The organism is Flavobacterium sp. P3_A6 (genome assembly GCF_056403035.1).
Genome location: NZ_JBFUGG010000016.1, coordinates 40,017 through 64,558, shown reverse-complemented (window position 1 = coordinate 64,558; position 24,542 = coordinate 40,017). Strand labels below are relative to the sequence as shown.

Annotated in this window: 15 protein-coding genes; 4 read left to right on the top strand and 11 right to left on the bottom strand. The window is 35.4% G+C overall.

The features are described from left to right. Positions 1–100: 100 nt before the first annotated feature. The 8 genes from AC1DVP_RS15120 to AC1DVP_RS15085 form a co-directional block, all read right to left on the bottom strand. Complete coding sequence (locus AC1DVP_RS15120) at positions 101–1,615, bottom strand: M61 family metallopeptidase (protein ID WP_477184324.1); 1,515 nt, start codon at positions 1,613–1,615, stop codon at positions 101–103. A gap of 73 nt (positions 1,616–1,688) precedes the next feature. Further along, on the bottom strand, positions 1,689–3,098 hold the full coding sequence (locus AC1DVP_RS15115) for an APC family permease (RefSeq protein WP_477184323.1): 1,410 nt from the start codon (positions 3,096–3,098) through the stop codon (positions 1,689–1,691). A gap of 190 nt (positions 3,099–3,288) precedes the next feature. After that, positions 3,289–4,539, bottom strand: a complete 1,251-nt coding sequence (locus AC1DVP_RS15110) for an NAD(P)/FAD-dependent oxidoreductase (protein WP_477184322.1) — start codon at positions 4,537–4,539, stop codon at positions 3,289–3,291. Between the two features lie 20 nt (positions 4,540–4,559). Then, entirely contained in the window at positions 4,560–6,350 is a 1,791-nt protein-coding gene (locus tag AC1DVP_RS15105; protein ID WP_477184321.1) for a DUF885 family protein, read from the bottom strand. A 54-nt stretch (positions 6,351–6,404) separates the two neighbouring features. After that, positions 6,405–8,702, bottom strand: coding sequence for a DPP IV N-terminal domain-containing protein (locus AC1DVP_RS15100; protein ID WP_477184320.1), 2,298 nt, complete (start codon positions 8,700–8,702; stop codon positions 6,405–6,407). Between the two features lie 101 nt (positions 8,703–8,803). Beyond that, complete coding sequence (locus AC1DVP_RS15095; RefSeq protein WP_477184319.1) at positions 8,804–9,814, bottom strand: 4-hydroxyproline epimerase; 1,011 nt, start codon at positions 9,812–9,814, stop codon at positions 8,804–8,806. Between the two features lies 1 nt (position 9,815). Continuing rightward, positions 9,816–11,402 (bottom strand): aldehyde dehydrogenase (NADP(+)), encoded by a 1,587-nt coding sequence (locus AC1DVP_RS15090; protein WP_477184318.1) that lies wholly within the window; start codon positions 11,400–11,402, stop codon positions 9,816–9,818. A 95-nt stretch (positions 11,403–11,497) separates the two neighbouring features. Further along, positions 11,498–12,412, bottom strand: a complete 915-nt coding sequence (locus AC1DVP_RS15085) for a dihydrodipicolinate synthase family protein (protein WP_477184317.1) — start codon at positions 12,410–12,412, stop codon at positions 11,498–11,500. 181 nt (positions 12,413–12,593) lie between these two features. On the opposite strand from AC1DVP_RS15085, the gene AC1DVP_RS15080 reads away from it, so the two are divergent. From AC1DVP_RS15080 to AC1DVP_RS15065, 4 genes are all read left to right on the top strand, one after another. Next, positions 12,594–13,448, top strand: coding sequence for an AraC family transcriptional regulator (locus AC1DVP_RS15080; RefSeq protein WP_477184316.1), 855 nt, complete (start codon positions 12,594–12,596; stop codon positions 13,446–13,448). A gap of 170 nt (positions 13,449–13,618) precedes the next feature. Further along, complete coding sequence (locus tag AC1DVP_RS15075) at positions 13,619–15,292, top strand: M1 family metallopeptidase (RefSeq protein WP_477184315.1); 1,674 nt, start codon at positions 13,619–13,621, stop codon at positions 15,290–15,292. 48 nt (positions 15,293–15,340) lie between these two features. Next, positions 15,341–17,491: a S9 family peptidase gene (locus AC1DVP_RS15070; protein ID WP_477184314.1), complete on the top strand. Its 2,151-nt coding sequence runs from the start codon at positions 15,341–15,343 to the stop codon at positions 17,489–17,491. 30 nt (positions 17,492–17,521) lie between these two features. Beyond that, positions 17,522–18,910 carry an aminopeptidase P family protein gene (locus AC1DVP_RS15065; RefSeq protein ID WP_477184313.1) on the top strand — a complete coding sequence of 463 codons (1,389 nt, stop codon included), beginning with the start codon at positions 17,522–17,524 and terminating at the stop codon, positions 18,908–18,910. A gap of 85 nt (positions 18,911–18,995) precedes the next feature. Here the strand turns inward: AC1DVP_RS15065 and AC1DVP_RS15060 are convergent, their stop codons facing one another. From AC1DVP_RS15060 to AC1DVP_RS15050, 3 genes are read right to left on the bottom strand one after another with little or no spacing between them, the layout of a single operon-like run. Further along, positions 18,996–20,309, bottom strand: a complete 1,314-nt coding sequence (locus AC1DVP_RS15060; RefSeq protein ID WP_477184312.1) for a DUF6055 domain-containing protein — start codon at positions 20,307–20,309, stop codon at positions 18,996–18,998. A gap of 3 nt (positions 20,310–20,312) precedes the next feature. Continuing rightward, the gene (locus AC1DVP_RS15055) at positions 20,313–22,277 is read right to left on the bottom strand and encodes a glycoside hydrolase family 97 protein (RefSeq protein WP_477184311.1); all 1,965 of its coding nucleotides are present in this window, start codon (positions 22,275–22,277) and stop codon (positions 20,313–20,315) included. A gap of 22 nt (positions 22,278–22,299) precedes the next feature. Next, positions 22,300–24,465: a family 43 glycosylhydrolase gene (locus tag AC1DVP_RS15050; protein WP_477184310.1), complete on the bottom strand. Its 2,166-nt coding sequence runs from the start codon at positions 24,463–24,465 to the stop codon at positions 22,300–22,302. Between the last annotated feature and the right edge of the window lie 77 nt (positions 24,466–24,542).

Sequence of the window (24,542 nt, the reverse complement as noted above, 5' to 3'; positions counted from 1 at the left end):
ATAATCCGTGATGGCCTATGCCTTATTTTAATTTATTTTTTAGCTTAATGCTATTTGGAAGTTTAAAAAATCAATGCTTTTTTTCCTATTTTATGCCAAATTATTTATCCAGCCATGAATTCAGTGTTTTTTGCTGTTTTTCATTTATTGGTTCCAAAAGTTTGAATGAATATTTTTTGGCTTTAGATTTTGAATCCAATTCTGTATTCATCCTTAAACCAGCATAAGACAGATACATATTATAATCAATCTCTTTTGTGGTATAAACATATTCAAACACACTTGCCAATGAGATTCCCGCTATAGTTTCGCAGGCATTCTGAAATTCAGCATCGGTAAATCCGCGCTGTAATTTTTTGTAATACTCCCAATATAAAAACCGCATAACATCATCTAAGGATTTTTTATTTTGTGCTGCCTGACGAATGGCAAAGTCAAGAATAAGGCCTACTGCTGGTCCTTTATCATAATATGAAATAGATTTATTAGCATCCTCTCCTTGTTTTCCAAAAGGCCCATCGCTCCATGTTTCAAAACTTGACTGAACTAATGACTGATAAAATCTGCCAGGACTGTTTTCAAAAGCGTTGATACTGCTCTCAAAATTATTAAGCAAAGTCTGCTGACTCACAAGTCCCGCTCTTTTGACAATCAGGTATTCATAATATACAGACAACCCTTCACTTACCCACAGAAGGTTTGTTTTACTTCCTCTGTCATAATCAAATGGACCCAATTCGAAAGGCCTGATCCGTTTTACATTGTAATGATGAAAATATTCATGAGCCAAAAAACTCATCATCGAATTCATCCCATCGGGATTATCCAATCCAGTTCCATCAAAACTTACTGTTGTATTATTCAAGTGCTCAATACCTCCCTGCCCTGGACCAATACCTATAAATGTATATCGTTTGTAAGGAATATCACCAATAATCGCTACTGCAGATTCTACCACTTTCTTTAAATTATTCATGAATGCTATCTTATCGAAATTACCCATTTTATAACCGATAAAACGATGTTCGATTCCATTTACTTTAAAAGAAGGCAGCTCTTCTAAATCCCCGATTAGTATTGGACAATCATATAAAATATCAAAGTCGGAAGCTGTAAATTCATTGTTGTTCCCTGCAACGGATTCTAAACCCGTCGCGATTTTAAATCCAGCTTTAATTCCTGAAATTTTTACATTAACGGGAATATTTAAATGCCCATTTATATATAAAAATAAACTATTAGGAATGATATAAGCATGTGAAGCATCTAAATAGCTGTTGGCTACAAACTGCTCATCGGCTTTTACATTATAACTCAATGTGAGTGGTTTGTTTTTTACAGCTTTTACCTGCCAAGTATTTTCATTTACTTTTTTTACAGCTAGAATTTTGTTATTGCTTTTTGCTGCAAAATTTTCAACCATTTTACTGTAATTCATTATTTGGTAATAACCTGGCATCCAATTTGGCATTTTAAAATCAATAGTGTCATCTTTCCATCCTGAACAATTAAGTTCTACATGAAAATAATGACTATCAGAGTTTGGCATCGAAACAGTATATTGCAGTACAGAATTTACTGATTGTGCCTGCACAGAATTATTCTTTACAGCCATTATATTCAATAGAAAAACAAAAAGGAAAATACGACTGTACTTTTCACATAAGAGTGATAAATATCTCATAAAATTATTTCTCTTTATTTACAAAATAATAATAAAGCGGAATTCCCAATAGCACTATTGCTAACCCTGGTAAAGAAGAGCTGTATTTATATACTAAAAGCATGATGCAAATACAGGATGCCGCAACAATATAAATAAAAGGCAGTACTGGATAGCCTATCGCCTTGTAAGGTCTGTCTAAATCCGGTTTTGTTTTTCGAAGACGAAAAATACCAGCAATTGTTAAGATGTAAAAGATTAGAACAACAAATATTACATAATCTAGCAATTCATTATATTTTCCGCTTAAGCAAAGTACAGAAGCCCAAACACATTGTATCCATAAAGCTTTTCCTGGCACTCCATTTTTATTTAACTGTCCTAATTTCTTAAAAAAAAGCCCATCCGTTGCCATAGTATGATAGACGCGCGCTCCAGAAAGTATTAGCCCGTTATTACAGCCAAAAGTAGAAATCATTAATAATACAGCAATAATATAAGTTCCTGAATCACCAAAAATATGCTGTGAAGCAACAACACCAACACGGTCATTTTCAGCATTTGCAATTTCATTCAAAGAAAGTACTGACAAATACATCATATTGGCAGCAATATAGATAATCGTTACAATCAGTGTCCCAAGAAAAAGGCTCCTGCCAATATTTTTTGATGGATTTTTAATTTCACCCGCAATAAAAGTTACATTATTCCATGAGTCGCTGCTAAACAAACTGCCAACAAGACTGGCAGCTACAGCCCCCATTATGGCAAATCCCGAATAAGGGACAAGTGTATTCCCTTCTAATTTATTTATTGAAAAACCGGTACTCCAGTTGGCTTTCCAAATATCAGCCTTTGCAGCTAAAACAAAGCCAAAAATAATAAGACCAAACAATGCAATTAGTTTTACCAATGTAAAAACTGTCTGAATCGTTTTTCCTTCTTTGACTCCTCTTGTGTTTATATATGTCAGAGAAACAACAAGTACTATAGATGTCAATTGTGCAGCCGTTATTTGCAAAATCCCTAAATCTAAAATAATATTGTGTTCACTAAGCGCAGGAAAAACATACGCAGCAAATTTGCTGAAAGCTACACCTACAGCAGCAATAGAACCTGTTTGTATCACTGCAAAAAAACTCCAGCCGTATAAAAAACCAGTAAGCGAATTAAAAGATTCCTTTAAATAAACATACTGCCCGCCAGCTTTAGGGAACATACTGCTTAATTCTCCATAACTTAATGCCGCTGCAATTGTTAAAAACCCTGTAAGCACCCAAATAAGCAATAAAGCGCCAGCCGATCCAACATTACGAACAATATCTGCACTTACTATAAAGATTCCTGATCCAATCATTGACCCGGCTACTATCATAGTGGCATCTAATAAGCCAAGCGATCGCTTAAAATTATTTTTCTTTGTTAAAGATTTCATTCGTTGGTTGGTTAGTTTTAGTTAGTTAGTATTCTATTTTTTTAGTATTACTACCTCATGGGATAGACTGTTTTTTAAATCTAGACTTAAAGACCTCTAAATCCTTTACTTTGRAACAATAATGATGGTTAATAAATTAAATATTAATTTAAACCAGAAAGGAAATCAGTATGAAAGGAACCACCCTTTTTTAATTAAATCTTTCTACCTCAAATGCTTTAATATCAATACTGGTCGGTTCTCTATTAATTAATTGTGAAACTAATTTTCCCGTACCAGGACCAAGACTAAGCCCCATCATTGAATGCCCTGTAGCAACAACAACATTATTGTATTTTTTTATTTTACCAATGTAAGGCAGCCCATCTGCAGAACAGGGTCTGTAACCATACCAAATATTTTCTTCCAATGGTTTTTGAATGTCAAATTCCGGTAAAAAATCTTTCACTGCTCTCAGTACGCCTTCAATACGGTGATACTGAGGCTTAGCTGTTGTAGGAACAACTTCCATTGTACCTCCAAATCTAATTTTATTGCCATCCATAGGTGTAATTGCCACTCTGCCTTCGGCAAGAATCATAGGGTGATTTACTTTATAAATAGAATTTTCCAATGTTAAAGAATACCCTCTTCCCGGCATTAGTGATATTTTAGCATCTACCAATTCAGCCATTTCCTTACTCCATGCTCCAGCTGCAATAACAAGCTCGTCTGCTAAATACGATTGCTTATTCGTAATTACTTTTGTAACTGCTCCATTTTCTTTTTCAAAAGAAACAACCGTCTCTCCGTATTGAAAAGTAACGCCTTCAGCCAATAAATGTTCTTTCAAAACCTTCATCAGCTTATCAGGATAAACATGAGCGTCACATTTAAACTGTAAAGCGCCTATTGCATTGATTTTTGTTTGAGGCTCTAATAATTGTAAATCATCATAATTTAATAAACTCACATCCAGTCCTAATTCATTGGCTTTTTCAACTGTGTGATGAGCATGCTTGGCTACAGCTTCTGTCTGGAAAACTTCCAGCATTCCTTTATGTTCATATGCAAATTCAAAACCCGGAATTTTTGTCCATTTAACAAACTCATGCTGACTTAATAAGGAAATATCACGAAGAGGTATGGCGGACTTAATTACATTTTTTTTAGTAGCGCTTTTTGCAAAATTCAGCCCCCAATCTATCAAAGCCTTATTCAATGAAGGTTTTACATAAAATGGGCTTTTAGGATTAAACATCCATTTAAAACCCTGCCAAATAATTCCTGGTGCAGCCAATGGTATAAAATGGCTTGGACATACATATCCGGCATTACCATAAGAACAGTTGTTTTCGAAAAAATCTTTATCGATTACTGTGACTTTACAACCGCTTTGCTGCAAATAAAATGCAGAACTAAGCCCTATAATTCCTCCACCAATAACTACAACATGTTTCATAACTAATCTTATTTAGTTTATTAAATTTTATAAAATTTCCAATTGGTTTTAAAATCTCTCTGCAAAGGCTGATTGGTTAATAATGCTCTTAATAACTCAATAGGCATTGCATTTTCTCTTAAAATTGCATCATGATATTCCTTATAACTCATTTTTCCTTTTACAACTAATTCATTTTTTAATGCAGTAAATTGCAATCCTCCAATCATATAGGCAATTTGATATAAAGGGCTGTATCCACCCACAAATGAGCGGCGCACTTCTCCTTCAGCATTAGCTCGTTCGTGCCCTACTCTGTCTACCAAAAAATCAATACATTGCTGCGGAGTCCATTTCCCTAAATGATAATTTAAAGAAAAAATAATTCGGGCGCAACGATGCATGCGCCAAAACAACATTCCTATTTTGTCCTGAGGAGTTTGAGGAAACTTTAAATCCCACAACAGCATTTCCCAATACAATGAGTTTCCTTCTACCCAGAACGGGGTGTCAAAGTGGCGGTATGCCTTGTATCTGTCTCTCATAAACTGCTGCAGATGATGACCTGCAATTAACTCATGATGAATTGTTGCTCTTGAAAAATTAGGATTATTGCCTCTCATACTCATCATTTTCTCATCATACGACATACTATTGGTAGGATAAGATATAATAAGTGATTCACCTCCCAGAAAAAAAGGATTTACTTTTTGCGCCTCAGGAGACATCATGTACATTCTCCAAGTTTCTTCGGCAATTGGCGGAATCGTTAAAAGATTTTTCTTTTTTAAAAAAGCGACCGACTGATTGTATATTTCTAACATTGTTTGAGGCTGATCACCTGGAGCAACGAATGATTTTTTTACTTTCTCCTGAGCAGCCTTCCAGTTATCGCCAAACCCCATTTCGCGAGAAGCTTTTAGTAATTCAGCATCGCACCAAGCAAATTCTTTATTGGCGATCGCAACCAGCTCTTCGGGTGAGTAAGGAATAAATTCTGTCTGCAGCTGACGGATTATTTCTTCTCTCCCTATTGGATTTCCTATAATACCGCTGCCATCGTCTTTTTGGGTACTGGTTTCTTTTCTTTTTGATTTTAATAACGCTCCATATTCTTCTAATACAGCATCAACTTCAGTATAGGTTTTTGGTACCCACCAAGAAAACAAAGGATCGTAACCATTATAAAAATCATAGTAATTTTTTAAAATATTCTTTAAACCCATGGCATGTAAGCCTGCAAATTCTGAAGCTGCTTTATCAAGACCTTCAGCCTTATTTACAACTTTTATCTGTTCTGTAATTGCTTTACGCAAATCGTCCATTTCTTTGGCTACAGCCTCAGCATTCACTTTAATACCTCTGCGGCGCGGTTTTTCTAACGCATATATTCTTTCTTCAAATGGAAAAAAATTTTTTATTCTTTCATACGTTATTTGCTGTTGCTGCAACTCATATTCTTCATTTTTTAAATTTCGGTTGAATAAAATATAATCTACTTTGCCATTGTTGCTCATGGCATCAAAATTTAAACCTTCAAGTTCTTTTTTATAATCAAATATTAACTGCAAAAGACGTGTTCTTCGCTCTGGGGTATTATAATTATTTTCATCATTTTTTATTCCAAAAGTATACGCAGTACTATTCGTCGAATAAAAACGCATGATGCTTCCTTTATCAGCTTCATAATGCACCATCGCATTATTTACTTCACTGGTCTGCAAATATAAATCAGTATTGAAATTCTGTGCAAAAAGGGGCGCAGATGTCCATACAATTAGAAACAACATTGTAAAAAATAAAGCGGTTTTACTTCTAAATAATTTAATCATAAGTGATTTTTATATTTTAATGGAAAAGTTCCTATTCAAAATTCATTAATGCGATTATTGATTTAACTCATTACTGTTGCGTTGCGGAGGATCTACTCCTAATAAATGCTTTACAAAGAAATCCCGCTTTTTGAGCCTTCCATATGGTCCCCAATCACTATGCCCAACGCCTGGCAAAGGCAAAAATTCAAAAGTTTTTTCAGCTTTAATCAATGCATCAGCAACACGATAGGTTGATTCGGGTGGTACATTTTCATCGGCTTCACCCACTATCAACAATAAATTACCTGATAGTTTACCAGCATTGGTAACATTTGATTGCTCTTCATAATGTTTCTCCACTGGATACCCCATCCATTGTTCATTCCACCATTGTTTATCAACTCTATTATCATGACATCCACAAGCAGATACTGCTGCTTTATAAAACTCAGGATGAAACAACAATCCGCCCAAAGCATTTTGTCCGCCAGCCGAAGTACCATATAATCCAACTCTTGTGTCATCTACATAACTATATTTTTTTGCCAGCGCTTTTATCCAAAGGATTCTATCCTCAAAACCGCCATCCTTCAAATTTTTCCAGCAAACATCATGAAATGCTTTGGAACGATTAGCAGTGCCCATCCCGTCAATTTGCACGACTATAAAGCCTAACTGAGCTAAGCTTTGCATTTCGGCAGTATACCGATCCATGAAATTTTTAGGAACAAAAGAATCCTGCGGACCAGCATAAATATTCTCAATTACAGGATATTTTTTATTTGGATCAAAATTAGCAGGACGGCATATTATCCCCCAAATGTCAGTGACTCCATCTCTGCCTTTTGCATGAAATGGTTCGGGCAGCGACATCCCAGCTGCTAAATATTCTGTGGCATCCGATTTTTCAATATCCATTATCTTTTTACCATCAGAAGTGCGATGAAGTTCGATAATTGTTGCAATATTAGGTTCTGAATAGGAATCTAAGTAGTATTGTTTATTTGGTGAAAAAGCTACGCTATGATTTCCTTTGGCCTGAGTAAGATTGATGAGTTTTTTTCCATCAAAACTAATGCGGTAATTATGGACATAATAGGGATCTTCATTTGCATTCATCCCGCTTGCCGAAAACCATATTTCTCTTTTGTTCTCATCAATACTATCTATACTTCTTACAACCCACTCCCCTTTGGTAATTTGATTTTCTTTCCCCTTCAAACCATCAACCAAATAGAGATGTCTCCAACCATCTTTCTCCGAAGACATAACGACTTCATTACTTTTTTTCAGATAATGTGTAAATAATCGGGATTCATAAATGAAAGTTTTTGTCTTTTCATCTACAATTGAACGGGTTTCGGCAGTTTGAGCATTTACTTCAATTATTCGAAACCGCTGATGGCCTCGGTCTACTTTTTCATACATAAAAAAACCTGCATCTCCTTTTCTCCAATGTAATTCTGGCGCGTCAAAAAAATCAATTATTGGCGTATTTACTTTTGATGCTTTTTGATTTTCAATTTGAAACAAATACATTTCATAAGTCGTAAAAGGATCTCCTGGCTGTTTATAAGGTTCCGAATGCAATTTCCCGCGAGTAGTATTTGCAACCGAAGACAGAACGTAATGAACTGGTGTATCAATTACAGGATTGATATGATATCCAACGATATACTTACTGTCTGGCGACCACGCTAAAGAGCCGTATGGTTTCTCTTTAGTACCATCATTTGTGAATTGAATTGCTTCTCCTCCATTAACAGGCCTAACAAAAACATTATTTTCTTTAATGAAAGCCAGCCATTTTTTATTGGGCGAAATTGTGTCTGTCCTAAAAGATTCCCATCTTGCCCATTGATTGTTTAAACTTGGGTATTTTTTGAGATCTTTTGCTAATGAGCTTACTTTTTTAATACTATAATCTGATAACGACACTTCAAAATAGCTTTTTTCATATTTTAAAGCTATCGAGTACGCTTTAGAATCATAATTTAAACTATCAATAAGCAAACTTTTTAGAGGAACTGTTTTTCCTGTAATTTCACTTAAAGCTTTTTTTAGTTTAAGTTCATCAAATGACCTCTTTTTTATACCTTTTGAAGCATCAACCAAGATATATTCTCTGACACTATCCTTTAGAATATTGCAATACCAAAATGTACTCCCATCCTTTTGCCAATGTGCAGTAACAGCTGTTTTAAAAACTTTATTTTTGACCGCTTTATCAAGCAATTGAGCTTGACGATAACGTTCCAAAATTTCCTGCCTTGAAGGCTGATAGGGCTGCAGTTCTTTTTTTTGTGCAATACTTGTATTGGCAAGCAAAAAGAAAACAAACAAAATAGCCGTCGAAAATGTATTCTTCATCGATTAAATATTTTAAAGAGACTTAGCGTGCATATAAGTTATTTTTTAAATTCTGTAACCGACGATTCTAGCGTAATTAGCTTCTATTGGTCGAGTTTACTTTATAAGACTTGAAACCCATGCGCGTAAGGATCATCCTCATCATCAATTATGATTGTATTGTAACCATAAACTTTTGCCCAGCCTTGAATACTTGGAACAATTGCTTTAATCTCACCAATATTCGTTTCTTCCTCAATACGCCCGATAAACTTGCTTCCGATATAACTTTCGTGAACAAATTCTTCTCCCATTTTCAAAAGGCCTTTAGCATGCAATTGTGCAATTCTTGCCGAGGTTCCAGTACCGCACGGTGAACGGTCTATGGCTTTATCACCATAAAAAACAGCATTTCGTCCTGAAGAAGCAGGATCCAAAGGTGTTCCTGTCCATAACAAATGACTCACATCCCGAATAGTATCATTTTCCGGATGAATAAATAAATCCGGATATTTTTGATTAATTCTTTTTCTTACTTCCTGACTGTATTGAACAATTTTGCTTGCTGTAAAATCCTGAACTCCGGAAAAGTTTTTTTGCGGATCTACGATAGCATAATAATTCCCGCCATAGGCAACATCAAAGACCAATTCGCCTAATTCGGGGCAGTCTATAGTTAAACCTTCGGCCGCCAAATATGACTTTACATTGGTCAGCTTAACCCATTCTACTTTTTTGCCTACCTGTTTGTATTCAATTTTTACCAAACCTGCCGGAGCTTCCATATTTATTTTTCCGGGTGTTTTTGGCGAAACCAAGCCTTCTTCGATTGCAATAGTTATAGTTCCTATTGTTCCGTGGCCGCACATTGGCAAACAGCCGGATGTTTCGATAAACAGTATGCCAAAATCATTATCAGGATCGCTCGGCGGAAATAAAATACTGCCGCTCATCATATCATGCCCTCTAGGCTCAAACATTAACCCTTTTCGAATCCAATCGTATTCTTTTAAAAAGTGCTGCCGTTTTTCGCTCATGTTTGCCCCAATTAAATTAGGGCCACCACCAGCAACAACACGAACCGGATTGCCACAAGTATGTGCATCTACGCAAAAAAAAGTTTTTCTAGCCATATTATACTATAGGGAGATTTGTTTGTTTGTTGTTCACTAATCGCAAAATTCCCAGAGGGTTTTTATTTTGAAGTGCTTCCGGCAAATTTGCATCAGGCCAATTTTGATAACTAAAAGGCCTAACCCATCGTTTAATGGAATTAATTCCAACGGCAGTAAATCGAGAATCCGAGGAAGATGGATAAGGCCCTCCATGTACCATAGATGGGCATACTTCAACACCTGTAGGCATTCCATTAAAAATTATCCGTCCAACACGATTTCCTAGAGCATCTACAACGGCATCAAAAGTATCAATTTCATTATCTTCGGCTATGACTGTACCTGTCAGCTGCCCTTCTAATTTATTTATTATAGCAACTAACTCAGCTTCATTTTCACACTGCACTACAATTGAAAAAGGCCCAAAAACTTCTTTGTGCAAAACAGGATTTTCTAAAAAGCCCTTTCCAGATACCGTAAGTATTTTTTGTGAAGCAAAATTTGGATTTACATTTTCATCATAGGCCACAATTACCTGCACGCCGTTTTGCGAACTTAATTCCTCATTGTTTAACTGATAATTTTTGTGAATTGATGGATTCAGCATGCATGTAGGCGCAATTTTTAAAACTTCATCAGCAAGTAATGTTATAAAACCATTTAAAGACTCATTTTTAACAGCAAGGATCAACCCTGGATTTGTACAAAACTGACCCGCACCGAGAGTTACAGAACCAGCGCAGGCATTAGCCCATTTTTCTGCATTTTGTTTTAGTGCTTCTGGTAATATTACAACGGGATTTATACTTCCCATTTCAGCAAATACAGGAATTGGTTCTGGACGCTGTCCCGCTAAGTCATACAATGCGCGGCCTCCTTTTATACTTCCTGTAAATCCAACTGCTTTCACTAAAGGGTTTTGTACTAGCTGAATCCCCACTTCAATGCCACTGCTGTTCAAATTAGAAAAAACACCTTCGGGCATATTTGTTTTTTGTGCCGCTTTAATAACGGCCGAAGCAACCATTTCACTAGTACCCGCATGCATAGGATGGCTTTTTACAAGTACTGGACAGCCTGCTGCCAACGCAGATGCAGTATCACCTCCTGCGGTAGAATAAGCAAATGGAAAATTACTAGATCCAAAAACAACTACAGGGCCTAAAGGCCGCAACATTTTGCGAATATCAATTTTAGGTAATGGCAATCTATCAGGAATAGCAGTATCAATTGCAGCTTCTACCCAAGAACCATCTGCAACTAATTCTGCAAAGGCATTTAATTGACCAATAGTTCTGCCTCGTTCACCCTCTGCTCTTCCTCTGGGCAAACCAGATTCCTGACAATATACATCTAACAGGGCATCACCCAAAGCCAATATTTCATCGGCGATAGTTTTTAAAAAGAGTGCTTTTTCCTGACCTGAACACCGCTGAAATGATAAAAAAGCTTTATCAGCGATTGTTGCCGCCAATTTGATTTCAGCTGCAGTTGCTTCGGTAAACTGCCAAGGATTTTCTATATTTAGCTGTGGATTAAACGTTTTAAATACTTTATCTCCACTCGCTAGCAACTGACTCCCTATATAATTTTTTCCAGTAATCATTTTTTAAATTATTATTTGATTAGATTGAATACAGCTTCAATATATAATAAATTTATTATTCGCTTTAAATTTTAAAGAACAAATAGATTTTATTTTTACAAGCTTTTATAATCAGGAAGAACCGGTCTTGTTCTAAGCCCTTCATCAATAATAGCAAGAACTCTTTCTCTTTCTTTTCCAATCAAAGGAATTCTAGGCGCTCTTACATATTCTGTTCCTAAACCTGCTCCAGCCTCTGCCAGTTTTATATTCTGAACAAGCTGTGCATTAATATCTAATTCCAATAAAGGCAAAAACCATCTGTAAATAGTAAGCGCTTCTTGAATTCTGCCCGCTTTAGCCAATTTATATACTGCAACAGTCTCTTCAGGAAAGGCATCTACAAGACCTCCAACCCATCCGTCGGCACCCATTAATAAACTTTCTAAACCTAAAGTATCTACTCCAGTAAGTATTTTTAATCTGCTTCCGAAACGGTTTATTATTCTCGTGACATTCGAAATATCTCTTGTAGATTCTTTTACCGCTTGAATATTATCCAGCTTTAAAAGTTCTTCGAACATATCCAAAGTAACTTCAATCTTATAATCAACTGGGTTATTATAGATCATTATAGGCAATGAAGTGCTTTTGGCTACCTCCGAAAAATAAACAATTGTTTCATGATCTGTAGCTTTGTAGCGCATTGGCGGCAGCATCATCAGTCCTTTTGCTCCAAACGATTCTGCTTTTTGAGCCGCTTCGATTGCCCCTTTTGTGGTTTGCTCCGCTATATTCATAATTACAGGAACTTTTCCATCAACAATCCGAACAGTTTCGAGTACTAATTCTTTTTTTTCTTCTTCTAAAAGTGTACTGGCTTCTCCTAAAGTACCGCCTAAAATAACTCCTTCAACACCTGCATTTAGTTGTGCTTTTAGGTTGATTTCAAACATATTGAAATCTAAACAATCTTCTGATGTGAAGTTAGTGGTAACGGCTGGCATTACCCCTTTCCATTGAATGCTCATATCTTTTTTTTTAAATATTTATTCCAAAGGTAAAGGGTTACCGTAAATATTTTTATTAGGTTTGTTATCTATATTTGATACTATATTATCATTTTTAATCCTATTAAGTTAAAAATAGGCTAACTTTATCCCTTACCTAACTTTTTAATTATAACTTAGTCGCAAATAAATATAAATCTGTATGAAAGTATTTCCGTTTAAAATACCAAAATCTAACGAAGAAGCGTTCCTATATCAAGAAGACAGAGAGTTTGTTTTTTATGACAAATACCATCAGCATGAAGAAATTCAAATTAGCTTAATAAAAAAAGGAGAAGGAACTGTTTTAGTTGGTGATACGATTACCGAATATGAAAAAGGCGATATTCTTATAATGGGCATTAATCTGCCGCATGTCTTTCGGTCTGAAGAAACAGAAAATGAGTCACTCTCTATTATGCTTACTATATTTTTTTCCAAAAATGCATTTGGCAAAGATTTTTTTGATCTTCCTGAATTAAAAAAAACAAATGCTTTTTTTAAAGATATAAAGAATGGAATCCTTATTAAAAACGCACCTTCTTCTATTAAAAGAAAGTTTGAAAAATTTAAAAATGCAAATAGCTTTGACCGCTTTATTATTTTTTTTAACCTTTTAAAATTATTTGACCTTGCAGATAAACAGCCTTTATCTAATTCAGTATATGACAAACCATTTACGGATGCTGAAGGTAAAAGAATGCAAATGGTTTTTGATTTTGTAATGACGAATTATCAAAAAAACATTACGTTGCAGGAAATCTCCGAAATTGCAAACATGACCAAAAATGCTTTCTGCAAATATTTTAAAGTCAGAACAAACAAAACCTTTTTTCAGTTTCTGATCGAAATAAGAATAGAGCGGGCCGCTAAGCTGTTAATAAAAAACAAGGAACTCTCCGTGATTGAAATAGCCGAACTCTGCGGATTCAATAACATTTCAAATTTCAACAGAAAATTTAAGGAAATAAAAAAGAAAACTCCTTTTGAATTTAAAAATTCACTTTCTAACCCATAGATCGAGGTGACTGCAAATCTGTTTATAAAAATATCCAAAATTGAATATTTTTTAATCTAAACAAGTAATATAGTATTTGATATTGATAATAAAATCTAATCCACCCAATAAAAAACCATATACTTTTGAGAACAGTCAACTTAATAAAAACATCTCAAAACTAAAACAGCATGGATAGAAAGTATGCATTGATTTTTATTTTTATCAGTTTAAATCTGATCTCTTTTGGGCAAAATTCTAAAGTATATACCCTTGCAGATACGTTAAGAGGCAGCATAACTAAAGAAAGACAATGGTGGGATGTGCTGCGGTATGACATAACTGTAAAACCAGATTACAATAACAAGACAATACAAGGCAGCAATTCTATAACCTACAAAACAGTCAAAGAAAAAAACAACACCAAAATGCAGATTGACCTGCAAGCTCCTCTAGTTATAGACAGTGTGTTTCAATATGGAAAAAAATTAAATTTCAAAAAAGAAGGTAGCGTCTGGTATATAGAAACACCTATATCCAGAGCAGCAGCCACACATAAAATAGACCTGTTTTATCATGGAAAAGTTCATGAAGCCATTAAGGCGCCTTGGGATGGCGGATGGATTTGGACCAAGGATGCATTAGGCCGTCCCTGGATGACAGTAGCTTGTCAGGGACTTGGAGCATCAGTATGGTATCCATGCAAAGACCATCAAAGTGACGAACCTAATCAAGGCGCGAGCCTTACCATGATTGTTCCCGATACATTAACCGCTATTGCAAACGGAAGATTAGAATTTAAAAAAAGCAATAATGACGGAACAGCCACATACAAATGGGCCGTTGTAAACCCTATCAGCAATTATTGCATAATCCCATATATAGGTAAGTATGTAAACTTTAAAGAAAACTACAAAGGAGAAAAAGGAAATTTAGACATAAACTATTGGGTACTGGACTATAACTTAGAAAAAGCCAAAAGTTATATGCCTGCTGAGGTACACAATATGTTTAATGCATTTGAATACTGGATGGGACCGTATCCTTTTTATGAAGACGGTTATCAGCTGATTGAGACATCACATACTGGAATGGAACACCAAAGTGCTGTTTCTTATGGTAACGGATACAAACCAGGATATAGAGGAAACGATGCATCTAAAACCGGATGGGGAATGAAATGGGATTTTATTATCATTCATGAAAGCGGACATGAATGGTTTGGCAACAACATCACAACAAATGATTTGGCAGATATGTGGGTTCACGAAGGGTTTACCAATTACAGCGAAACTTTATTTGTCGATTACCTCTTTGGCGAGGAAGCTGGCAATGAATACAATGCGGGTACTCGACAAGGAATAAAAAATGACAGGCCTATCATCCCCAACTACAATGTTAATGCTCAAGGCAGCGGTGATATGTACCCTAAGGGAGGTAATATGCTACACTCAATACGCCATGGAATTGATAATGACGACTTATTTCGAAAAGTAATAAGAGGCTTAGGAAAAGATTTTTATCATCAAACCGTTACTTCAAAACAGATAGAAAATTACGTTTCAAAACATCTTAATTTCAATTATAGTAAGGTATTTGACCAGTACCTGAGGACTACTCAAATTCCAAATTTTGAGTTTTATTTTAATGCTGATAATACTAAAGTAATCTACCATTATAATAACTGTGTAAAAGGATTTAATTTACCTTTAACATTAAAAAATAATTCTGCAAAAATCAAGATCATACCTTCGGATAAGTGGCAAAATATTTCTGTAACCAAAGAACAGCATGCATTATTCACAGTAGAAGCTATTACTAAAATGTATTATATAAATCCAGTTTTAATTACCAATAAAAAATAAAAATAAATCATTTCATCATCAGTAAATAATTTATAACATCCCCTAATAATGAAAAAATTAACTCATCTGTTTTTCTTTTTACTGCTTAATCTGTTTTTCATTACAGCCAGTGCTCAAAAAATAAAATGGAGCAATGATAACAGTGGCTATTATTCAATAGAAAAAGGAGAAATCGTTAGATATCAATTACCGAATTTTACTCGAACTAAAATAATTGATGTATCTCAGCTTATTCCAAAAGGAGACGGAAAATCATTAACTATTAAAGATTTTGAATTCAGCCAAAATGAAAAACTGATTTTAATCTATACCAATTCAAAAAAAGTATGGAGACAGGAAACCCGAGGCGATTATTGGCTTTTCAATAAAGAAACAAACGAGCTGCATCAGATAGGGAAAGGCAAACCGGAATCCTCCCTAATGTTTGCTAAACTATCGCCAGACAATAATTCTGTCGCTTATGTAAGCAACCATAATTTATATGTTGAAGATATAACTTCGGGAAAAATAACTCCTTTAACAACAAATGGAACAGACCGCTTAATTAATGGAACTTTTGACTGGGCTTATGAAGAAGAATTCGATTGCAGAGATGGTTTTCGATGGAGTCCTGACGGAAAAAATATTGCATTTTGGCAAATTGATGCCACTAAAATTAAAAACTTCCTGTTAATCAACAATACTGACTCTCTATACTCTTACACAATCCCTATTGAATATCCAAAAGTGGGAGAAGATCCTTCAGCCTGTAAAGTGGGTGTGGTAAATATACCGACACTGCAGACAACATGGATGCCCATACCAGGTGATTCAAAACAGCACTACATCCCATTAATGCAGTGGGTTCCTGATGGTTCTTCTATAATGGTTGAACAGCTAAACCGAAAACAAAATGAAGCAAAACTTTTTTTGTGCAATCCCAAAAATGGTGAAGCGAAACAAATTTACTCCGAACAGAATAATTCATGGATTGATGTATTACCAACCGAAAATGAAGGATGGAAATGGATTAATAATGGAAAAGAATTCCTTTTTCTCTCAGAGAAAGACGGATGGCGCAAGTTGTACCGTATTGACAAAAACGGCAAAGCTCCAACTTTAATTACCAAAGGACAATATGATTTAATAAATCTGGAAGCAATAGATGAAAAGAATGGTTTTGCTTATTTTTTAGCTTCCCCCGAAAATGCGACGCAACAGTACTTATATAAAACATTGCTAAACGGGAAAGGAAAATTAATAAAAGTATCTCCTAGCAATGAGATTGGTACGCATGATTATAATTTATCTGCTGACGCAAAATATGCAATACATAATTTTTCTAACCATAAAAACCAGCAAATATCAGAATGGATAAACCTTTCTGACCACAAAATGATCAAAGAAATAAACAGTAACATGAATCCTAGCGGCAATGTAGAAATGATTCAGATTACTACAAGTGATAACATAACTCTTGACGGATGGATGATAAAACCCACTCCATTTGACGAAACAAAAAAATACCCTGTCCTATTTTATGTCTATACCGAACCTGCCGCTGCAACCGTAAAAGATGCTATTGGTTATGCAGGCTCTTTTTTATACGATGGAGATATTGCTGCTGACGGATACATTCAAATAAGTTTAGACGGCAGAGGAACTCCAGCCCCAAAAGGTGCCGATTGGAGAAAATCCATATATCAAAACATTGGGATTCTAAACATTAGAGATCAGGCAATGGCCGCTAAAGAGATATTAAAATGGCCATTTGTAGATGCAGACCGAATTGCTGTATGGGGATGGAGCGGCGGCGGATCAACTACCTTAAATCTTTTGTTCCAATATCCCGAAATTTATAAAACCGGAATAGCAATTGCATCTGTACCCAACCAATTATTGTATGATAACATCTATCAGGAACGCTACATGGGTTTACCGCAAGAAAACAGAGAACCATTTATAAAGGGTTCACCAATTACTTATGCCAATAAACTTCAAGGTAACTTATTGCTTATTCATGGCACTGGCGATGATAATGTGCATTATCAAGGAGCTGAAATGCTTATCAACGAATTAGTAAAAAACGGTAAATATTTTCAAATGATGAGTTATCCAAATCGTACGCACAGCATTAATGAAGGAGAAGGAACCAGTGCACATCTAGCGCAATTATTTACTCAATATTTGAGAGAACATTGCCCTGGCGGAGGCAGATAAATCAATTTTATACACAAATAGCACAGAAAGATGTTTAGTAAAGAAACTTATATTCATAGAAGGCAAATCCTAAAAAAAACAATTGGCAGCGGGCTTATAATATTACCCGGGAATGAAGAGGTTGGAATGAACTACAAAGACAATATCTATCATTTTAGACAAGACAGCAGTTTTTTGTATTATTCAGGAATCGACCGCCCTTCCCTATTTTTATTAATAGATGTTGATGCAAATATTGAAATATTGTTTGGAAATGATTTGACAATTGAGCAAACCGTTTGGACAGGACCTCAGGAATCATTGAATATTTCTGCCGAAAAATCAGGTATTAGTAAGGTTCAGCCATTATCTTTTGCGGAAGCGATAATTAAAAAAGCTGTACAGCAAAAAAAGGCTATGCATTTTCTGCCTCCATACCGTTCGGCTATAACCTTAAAACTAAGTAATTGGTTAGAAATCCCCGCTTTATTATTAGCAGAAAAAGCTTCTGTCAAATTATCCAAAGCTATTGTAGCACAGCGTTCATATAAGACTAATGAAGAACTTGCTGAAATTGAAAAAGCAATTGACATAACTGCAGCAATGCATTTGAAAGCAATACAAACAGCCCGCCCTGGAATGGCTGAATATGAAGTTGCTGCGCAAGTAGAAAGCACTGCAGCCAGTCTCGGCGGTCATCTTGCGTTTCCAACGATTTTAACCGTAAATGGACAATATTTACATAATCATGCAGGCGGTAACATTTTACGACATGGACAAATGGTTTTGTGCGATTGCGGCGCCGAAAACAACATGCGCTATGCAGGAGATATGACAAGAACTTTCCCAGTTTCAAATACTTTTACTGCTCAGCAAAAAGAAATATACAATATTGTTCTGCAGGCTGAAGAAGCTGCAATAGCAACGCTTAAACCGAGAACTTTATTTAGAGATTCACATCTCACTGCCTGCAAAGAAATTTTAATTGGATTGAAGTCGCTTGGCTTAGTAAAAGGTGATTTAGACGAAGCTGTTGCCTCAGGTGCCCATACGTTGTTCTTTCAATGCGGTTTAGGCCACATGATGGGAATGGATGTGCATGACATGGAAAATATTGGAGAAGAGTACATAGGCTATACCGATACATTAAAAAAGAGTACCGAATTTGGACTAAAATCATTACGCCTGGCAAAAGAACTGGAAGAAGGATTTGTCCTAACGGTTGAACCCGGTATTTACTTCATCCCTGAATTAATAGACCAGTGGCAGGCTGAAAAGAAATTCAGCGAGTTCATTAATTATGATAAAGTGCAGGCGTACAGAAATTTTGGAGGTATTCGCATAGAAGAAGATTTCTTAATCACAAAAGATAGCCATAAATTATTAGGCAAGCCTCTTGCCAAAAAAGCAGAAGATATTGAAGCTTTAAGAAACTACTGAAGGGAAATTTAAAAAAAATCTTTATTGTTAACAAAGGGCTTTAAAGCCCTTTGTTATTTTAATATTATTCAACTTAGTCAATCCTCTAAAGAGGTTTTGTATTTATAAATTTTACCTTATAAGGAAAATCTCTATACTTCACTTTATCATTATCCCAAGAATGTTTTTCATGTTCTGTTGGCGCACCGCTGACAACTAACCACAAATATTCTGTATTTTCTGGAACAAGAAATTCGGCTTCACCTTCATTTCTTTTATAAACTTGACCGTAAATTCGATTTCCATCTTTGAGTGATGCTAAAAATCCGTAACGCCAGCCAGCTTTATCTTTTAATACTGTATTGTCACTTTTGGCTTCAGCCACACCTTTAAAATTTAATTTTATTTTTGTCCCTGCTGCTGGCACATTAAGTTTAATTCCATTGTAGCCATAGTCTTGCGGACAATTTGAAGCATCTATTTGAAACCATCCGTCTTCAACTTGGTTCAATTTGGATTCATGCAAATTTCGATATGGTTTTGCCACATCGGCTACCCTTTTCATGTCCCAAGTGATAAATTTTCGGTACGCATCAAACATCTCATCATTAAACTGTTCTTGTGATACGTTTTTAATTCGCTTATAAGCCATAACCAAATCTTCTCCTTCCTGGGTCGATCTGTTTAATTTGCCCCAAAATTCTATGCCATATTTGTTAGACCAATATTCAAGCACATAAGGAGAATGATACATATTTGCAGGATGCAGAAATGCGTAATGAGTCCCTTTCAAAAAATCTTTGAGATGATAATTTTCAAAAGTCATCCATTCCGGGTATACTTGCCAAAGCATATACTGCGCCGACATTTCCATAATTGGACCATCTAAACCGGTTTTAATGTCAATTTGACTTATGTATTGAAAGGAATGTCCAATTTCATGTGCCAATGCGCCATAAGGAGTTTTATTTATTCGTGCTGCTGGTGTCCATAAAATCCCTACTTCCTCTTCTCCGCCTCCAAAAGCAGTATTTTCGGCACCACCAAAAACATAGATCAGTAATTTAAATTTATCGCTTACTGATTGTCCTTTTTGCACCAGCTTTAAATCATTTACATAAAAATTATAAAAGCGCTCACATTCAGTTATCGCTGTTTTAGGGTCAAACCGTTTTGTTGCATCTGTGTTCATCATGGGATCATTGCCATACTCTTTATGCCAAAAAACAGCAATATTATCCGACTCAATCATGCGACTATAACTGTAATCGCTATCAGGAGAGTCATAATTATTGTTTTCCGGCACGTACCAGACTTTAGCCGGAATGTATAATTTTTTGGCGAATGTTTTTTCTTGTGCATTAATAACGCTAAGTACTGATAAAAAAATAAAGATGAGGGTTTTCATAAAATTGTTCATTACCTATTTCTTTTTGGTAATAATTGCAGACCAGCCTCCACCTGAAGCCATTTTAGCTGTCACTTTAGAGTTTTTATTTACCTCCAAAACTTCTTTTTGGTAATCCTCTGCAAACGTAGCAGTGTTAATACCATCTGCAAATACTTCCATCGAAAAAGACCCGTCACCAAGAAAAGAAAGATCTATAGGTAATTCTCTTGCATCTGCATCAGTCATACCTCCGATAAACCATTTATCTGCCTTTTTTCTGGCAACTACAATATAATTTCCAACAGAACCGTGAAGTACTTTTGTCTCGTCCCAAACAGTTGGTATTTGTGTAATAAAATCAACCGTTTCCTGTTCTTTATAATAAATCGAAGGTGATTCACACATCATCTGCAATGGTGCTTCATACACAACATACATCGCTACCTGATGCGCACGCGTACCCAAACTCATGGGGCGTTCAAAACTAATGGCAAAATTCTTAGGCTCTTTATTAACCATTGCACCTGGCGTAAAATCCATTGGCCCTGCAGCCATACGGATAAATGGAATAGTTACCGTATGCTCTGGCGTGATTTCATCGCTCCATTTATTATTTTCATTACCTCTTACTCCTTCGTAGTTCAAAACATTGGGATACATACGCTCTAAACCTGAGGGCTTAAATGCACCGTGAAAATCAACCAGCAGTTCAAGTTTAGCACATTCTCTGGCAATCTGCTCATAAGAATTTACCATATATTGATCATTTCGCTGCATGTAATCAATTTTAATTCCTTCTGCTCCCCAGCTTTTATATGTCTCTAAAATCTGCAGCAAGTTTGCATCTAAGGGTTTCCAAAGTACCCAAAGAATTATTCCAACGCCTTTCTCTTTTCCGTATCTAATCAGTTCTTTGACATCCATAGCGGGATTAAAGTCTAGAATCTGAGTAGTCGATTTTGTCCAGCCTTCATCGAGAATAACATATTCTATTTTATTTTTGGAAGCAAAATCAATAAAGTATTTGTAGGTTGCTGTGTTTAGCCCCGCTTTAAAGTCAACACCAAAAATATTGTTGGCATTATACCAGTCCCATGCTACTTTTCCAGGTTTTATCCAATCTGTGTTTTTAATAACATTTGGTTTTGCCAATTGATACGTCAGGTTACTTTCTATAAATGTGCGGTCATCATCACTTATCATAAATACACGCCAAGGATAAGCTCTTTCTCCAGCTGTTTTAGCTATATAATCAGCTTCTTTTGTAATGGTCTGCACACGGTCTGATTTTCCGTTTTTATTCACCGCTTCTAAAACATATTTTGGAAAGATTGCGTCCAGAGTTGTATTTCCGTTTCCTTTTAAGAATAAGCCTGGATAATCGTGAAGTGCAGTTTCAGTAAATAAAACCTTGGCTTTATCGGTGGTAAACAAAACTGGCAAACTGCAAAAATCCTTAGAAGCAATATCAGGTAACGATTTGTCTAAATACAAACGCTCATTATGCGAATACATGGATTCTTCCTGCGGAAATAAAGAGCGTGATCCCTTTGGAAAGGTAAAAGATACTTTTTCCGAAATCACCTCGCGTTTCACTTTGGCTTCATCTATAAACTGATAGGCAGCACCATCATTGTAAACACGGAAATTAAGCTTATAATTCCCTTGATACGCAATCGAAAGCTCTGTATATTCATCTTTTATTTGAGCATCCTTGTGTGATACAATAGCATGAATATTTTCAGATACACTCTTAACAGTATGCTTTTTTACCTTTGGATTAGAACCAAAATCTGCATTGGCTGAAAAATCCATTCCAGCTTCTGCATTCTCAATAATCAGATTTCCATTCAATGAGGCTGACCATGAAATTTTATTCGAATTATTTACTTTAATCTGAATGCGTCCGTCTGGAGATTTAATCTCATACGTTTGAGAGGAAACTTGATATATGGAAAACAATAAACCACATAAAACCAGTATTTTTTTTTTCATCATTTCTAATTCTGTTACTTAAACATTATTTATTTGAAGATCCTTTAACTTTTTTAGGTGCCGATATTTTCATCAGATTGATTATCTCTTCTTTGCTAAGTGCATAATCGTACATCGTTAATGAAGCCATATAACCAGTGTAGTTTTCTCCAATATCTGAAGCTCCAATTATAATTTTAGCTTTATCAATGGCAGATGACAACATCATGTTCTGCGAATTATCCAGTACGCCGTCAACATAAATTTTTTCGGCAACACCATCAAAAGTCAATACAATATGATGCCATTTATTTTGTTCCGGAACTTTATTGTATTTCATATCAAAATGACCGTCCAAATGTGGCGCTGCACCATAATGCCCGCTATTGTAAGCCAACGCATTGTATGAATTCGCCAGATTATATTGATTTCTATCACACCATGATGCTAAAATTTCTCCCTCTTTATCAACTTCCGGATTCTTTACCCAAGTGGCAACTGTATACGATCCATTCCATGCCAAACTTTTTGGAACTGGTTTGTCTAATACCAAAGCGCCACTACTAAACTTAATTGCTTTTATGCCTTCCTTATCTGTTTCCAAAGTTACTTTTCCTTCTTTTGTAAAAATACCTCCAATAGAACCTTTATTTGGCAATTTAGTTAAAGAAGCTGTCTGTTTTTGACCAATAGCGTCAAGGCTGATCAGCATTTTATGAGAACTTACAGTGGCAGGTGCTGCATTTGATTTTTTATTTTCTAACTGTAAAGGAATCTCAAATAAAGAACTATATGCTTTTATATTCCAGACTGCAGCATAAAGCCCTGTTTTTTCTGTACCCAATACTGTCAATTTTAAGTAACGTGCAGAGATATCACTATCATCAATCATAGGACTGCCGGAAGTATGATTTTTTGACTTATCGGCATACATTTTCCAGTTTTTGCCATCTGCTGAATATTCCAATGTGTATTGATAGTAGTAGCTTGCAAATTCAAATTGGGTCATTACTCTTTTTATCTCTTTTATGCTTCCAAAATCTATTGTTAAATCTTGCGGAAATGTATTGCTGCCAGCTTTCCACATTGTTGCATTATTATTATCAACAGCAAAATTAGGCTCGTATTTATAATTGTATTCTAATGATTGCAAATGATAATAAGATGATGCGGCTGCACTTGAATTTAAAGCAATATTTTCCGGCACATTTGATTTTACAATGTTTTCGATACCCTTAGAAGTAGGAACTACAGTTTTTATGATAGAATCATTTTCAAAAATCATTTTATCAATACAAACTTGCCTTGCTAGACCGCCACGAGTCATCGGATAGTCATGCTTATGATAAACGATGTAATGATTATCTCCGTCTTCCAGCACTGAATGATGTCCAGGACCGTGTGTTGTTTTATCTTCAGATGTGCTTAAAATTGGATTATTTGCCCCTTCTGTAAAAGGGCCGTAAGGTGTATTACCATAGGAATATCTAACATTATACGTTTCATCGTGACAGGAATCACCAGAATACATTAGGATATACTTACTGCCCTTTTTCATCATATAAGCCGCTTCGAATGGTTTTGGAGTCTGACTCAAAGGAATATTTTTTGAATTCACCATGTCTTTCATCGTGGCTGTATTTAGCTCACCCACAGCATAACCTCCATTGTAGTGCACCCAAGTTCCCCAATAGCCATATATTTTACCATCAGTATCTGTAAAAAACTGTGCATCTAATGATGGGAAACCTTCTCTTGGATATCCATTGGAAATAACAGGCTCATCATTCCCGTTTAATTTTTTCCATGGCCCAATTGGTGTATCTGATACGTAACCATAAATATTACAGCCTATTTCGCAGTTGCCAAAATACAGATAGTATTTTCCATCATTTCCTTTTATGATATCTGGTGCCCAAAAATTTGTAATAGGCTTTGAGGTAAATGAAGGAATTTCCATGGTATAATTATACCAGTTTTTTAAATCTTTACTATACCAGACTGTTGGTGCGCCTGATGCAAGCATTTCATTGTCTGTAGTTGCATAGATATAATAAATATCCCCAAATTTTTTAATAGTAGGATCTGCAAAATAACCCGGCAAAATTGGATTTCCAGCATTAGCTAAGTTAACATTTACTTTTTCCTGAGCATAACTGCTTACTATAAAAAAGAGTAAAAAGCGGGTGAATAACGTGTTCTTTTTAATCATTTTGTTATTAATTTTTAAAGCCCTAGCCTTTTGGTCAATTTTTATTCTTAAAAATAACAAAGGCAATTAAAACTAAA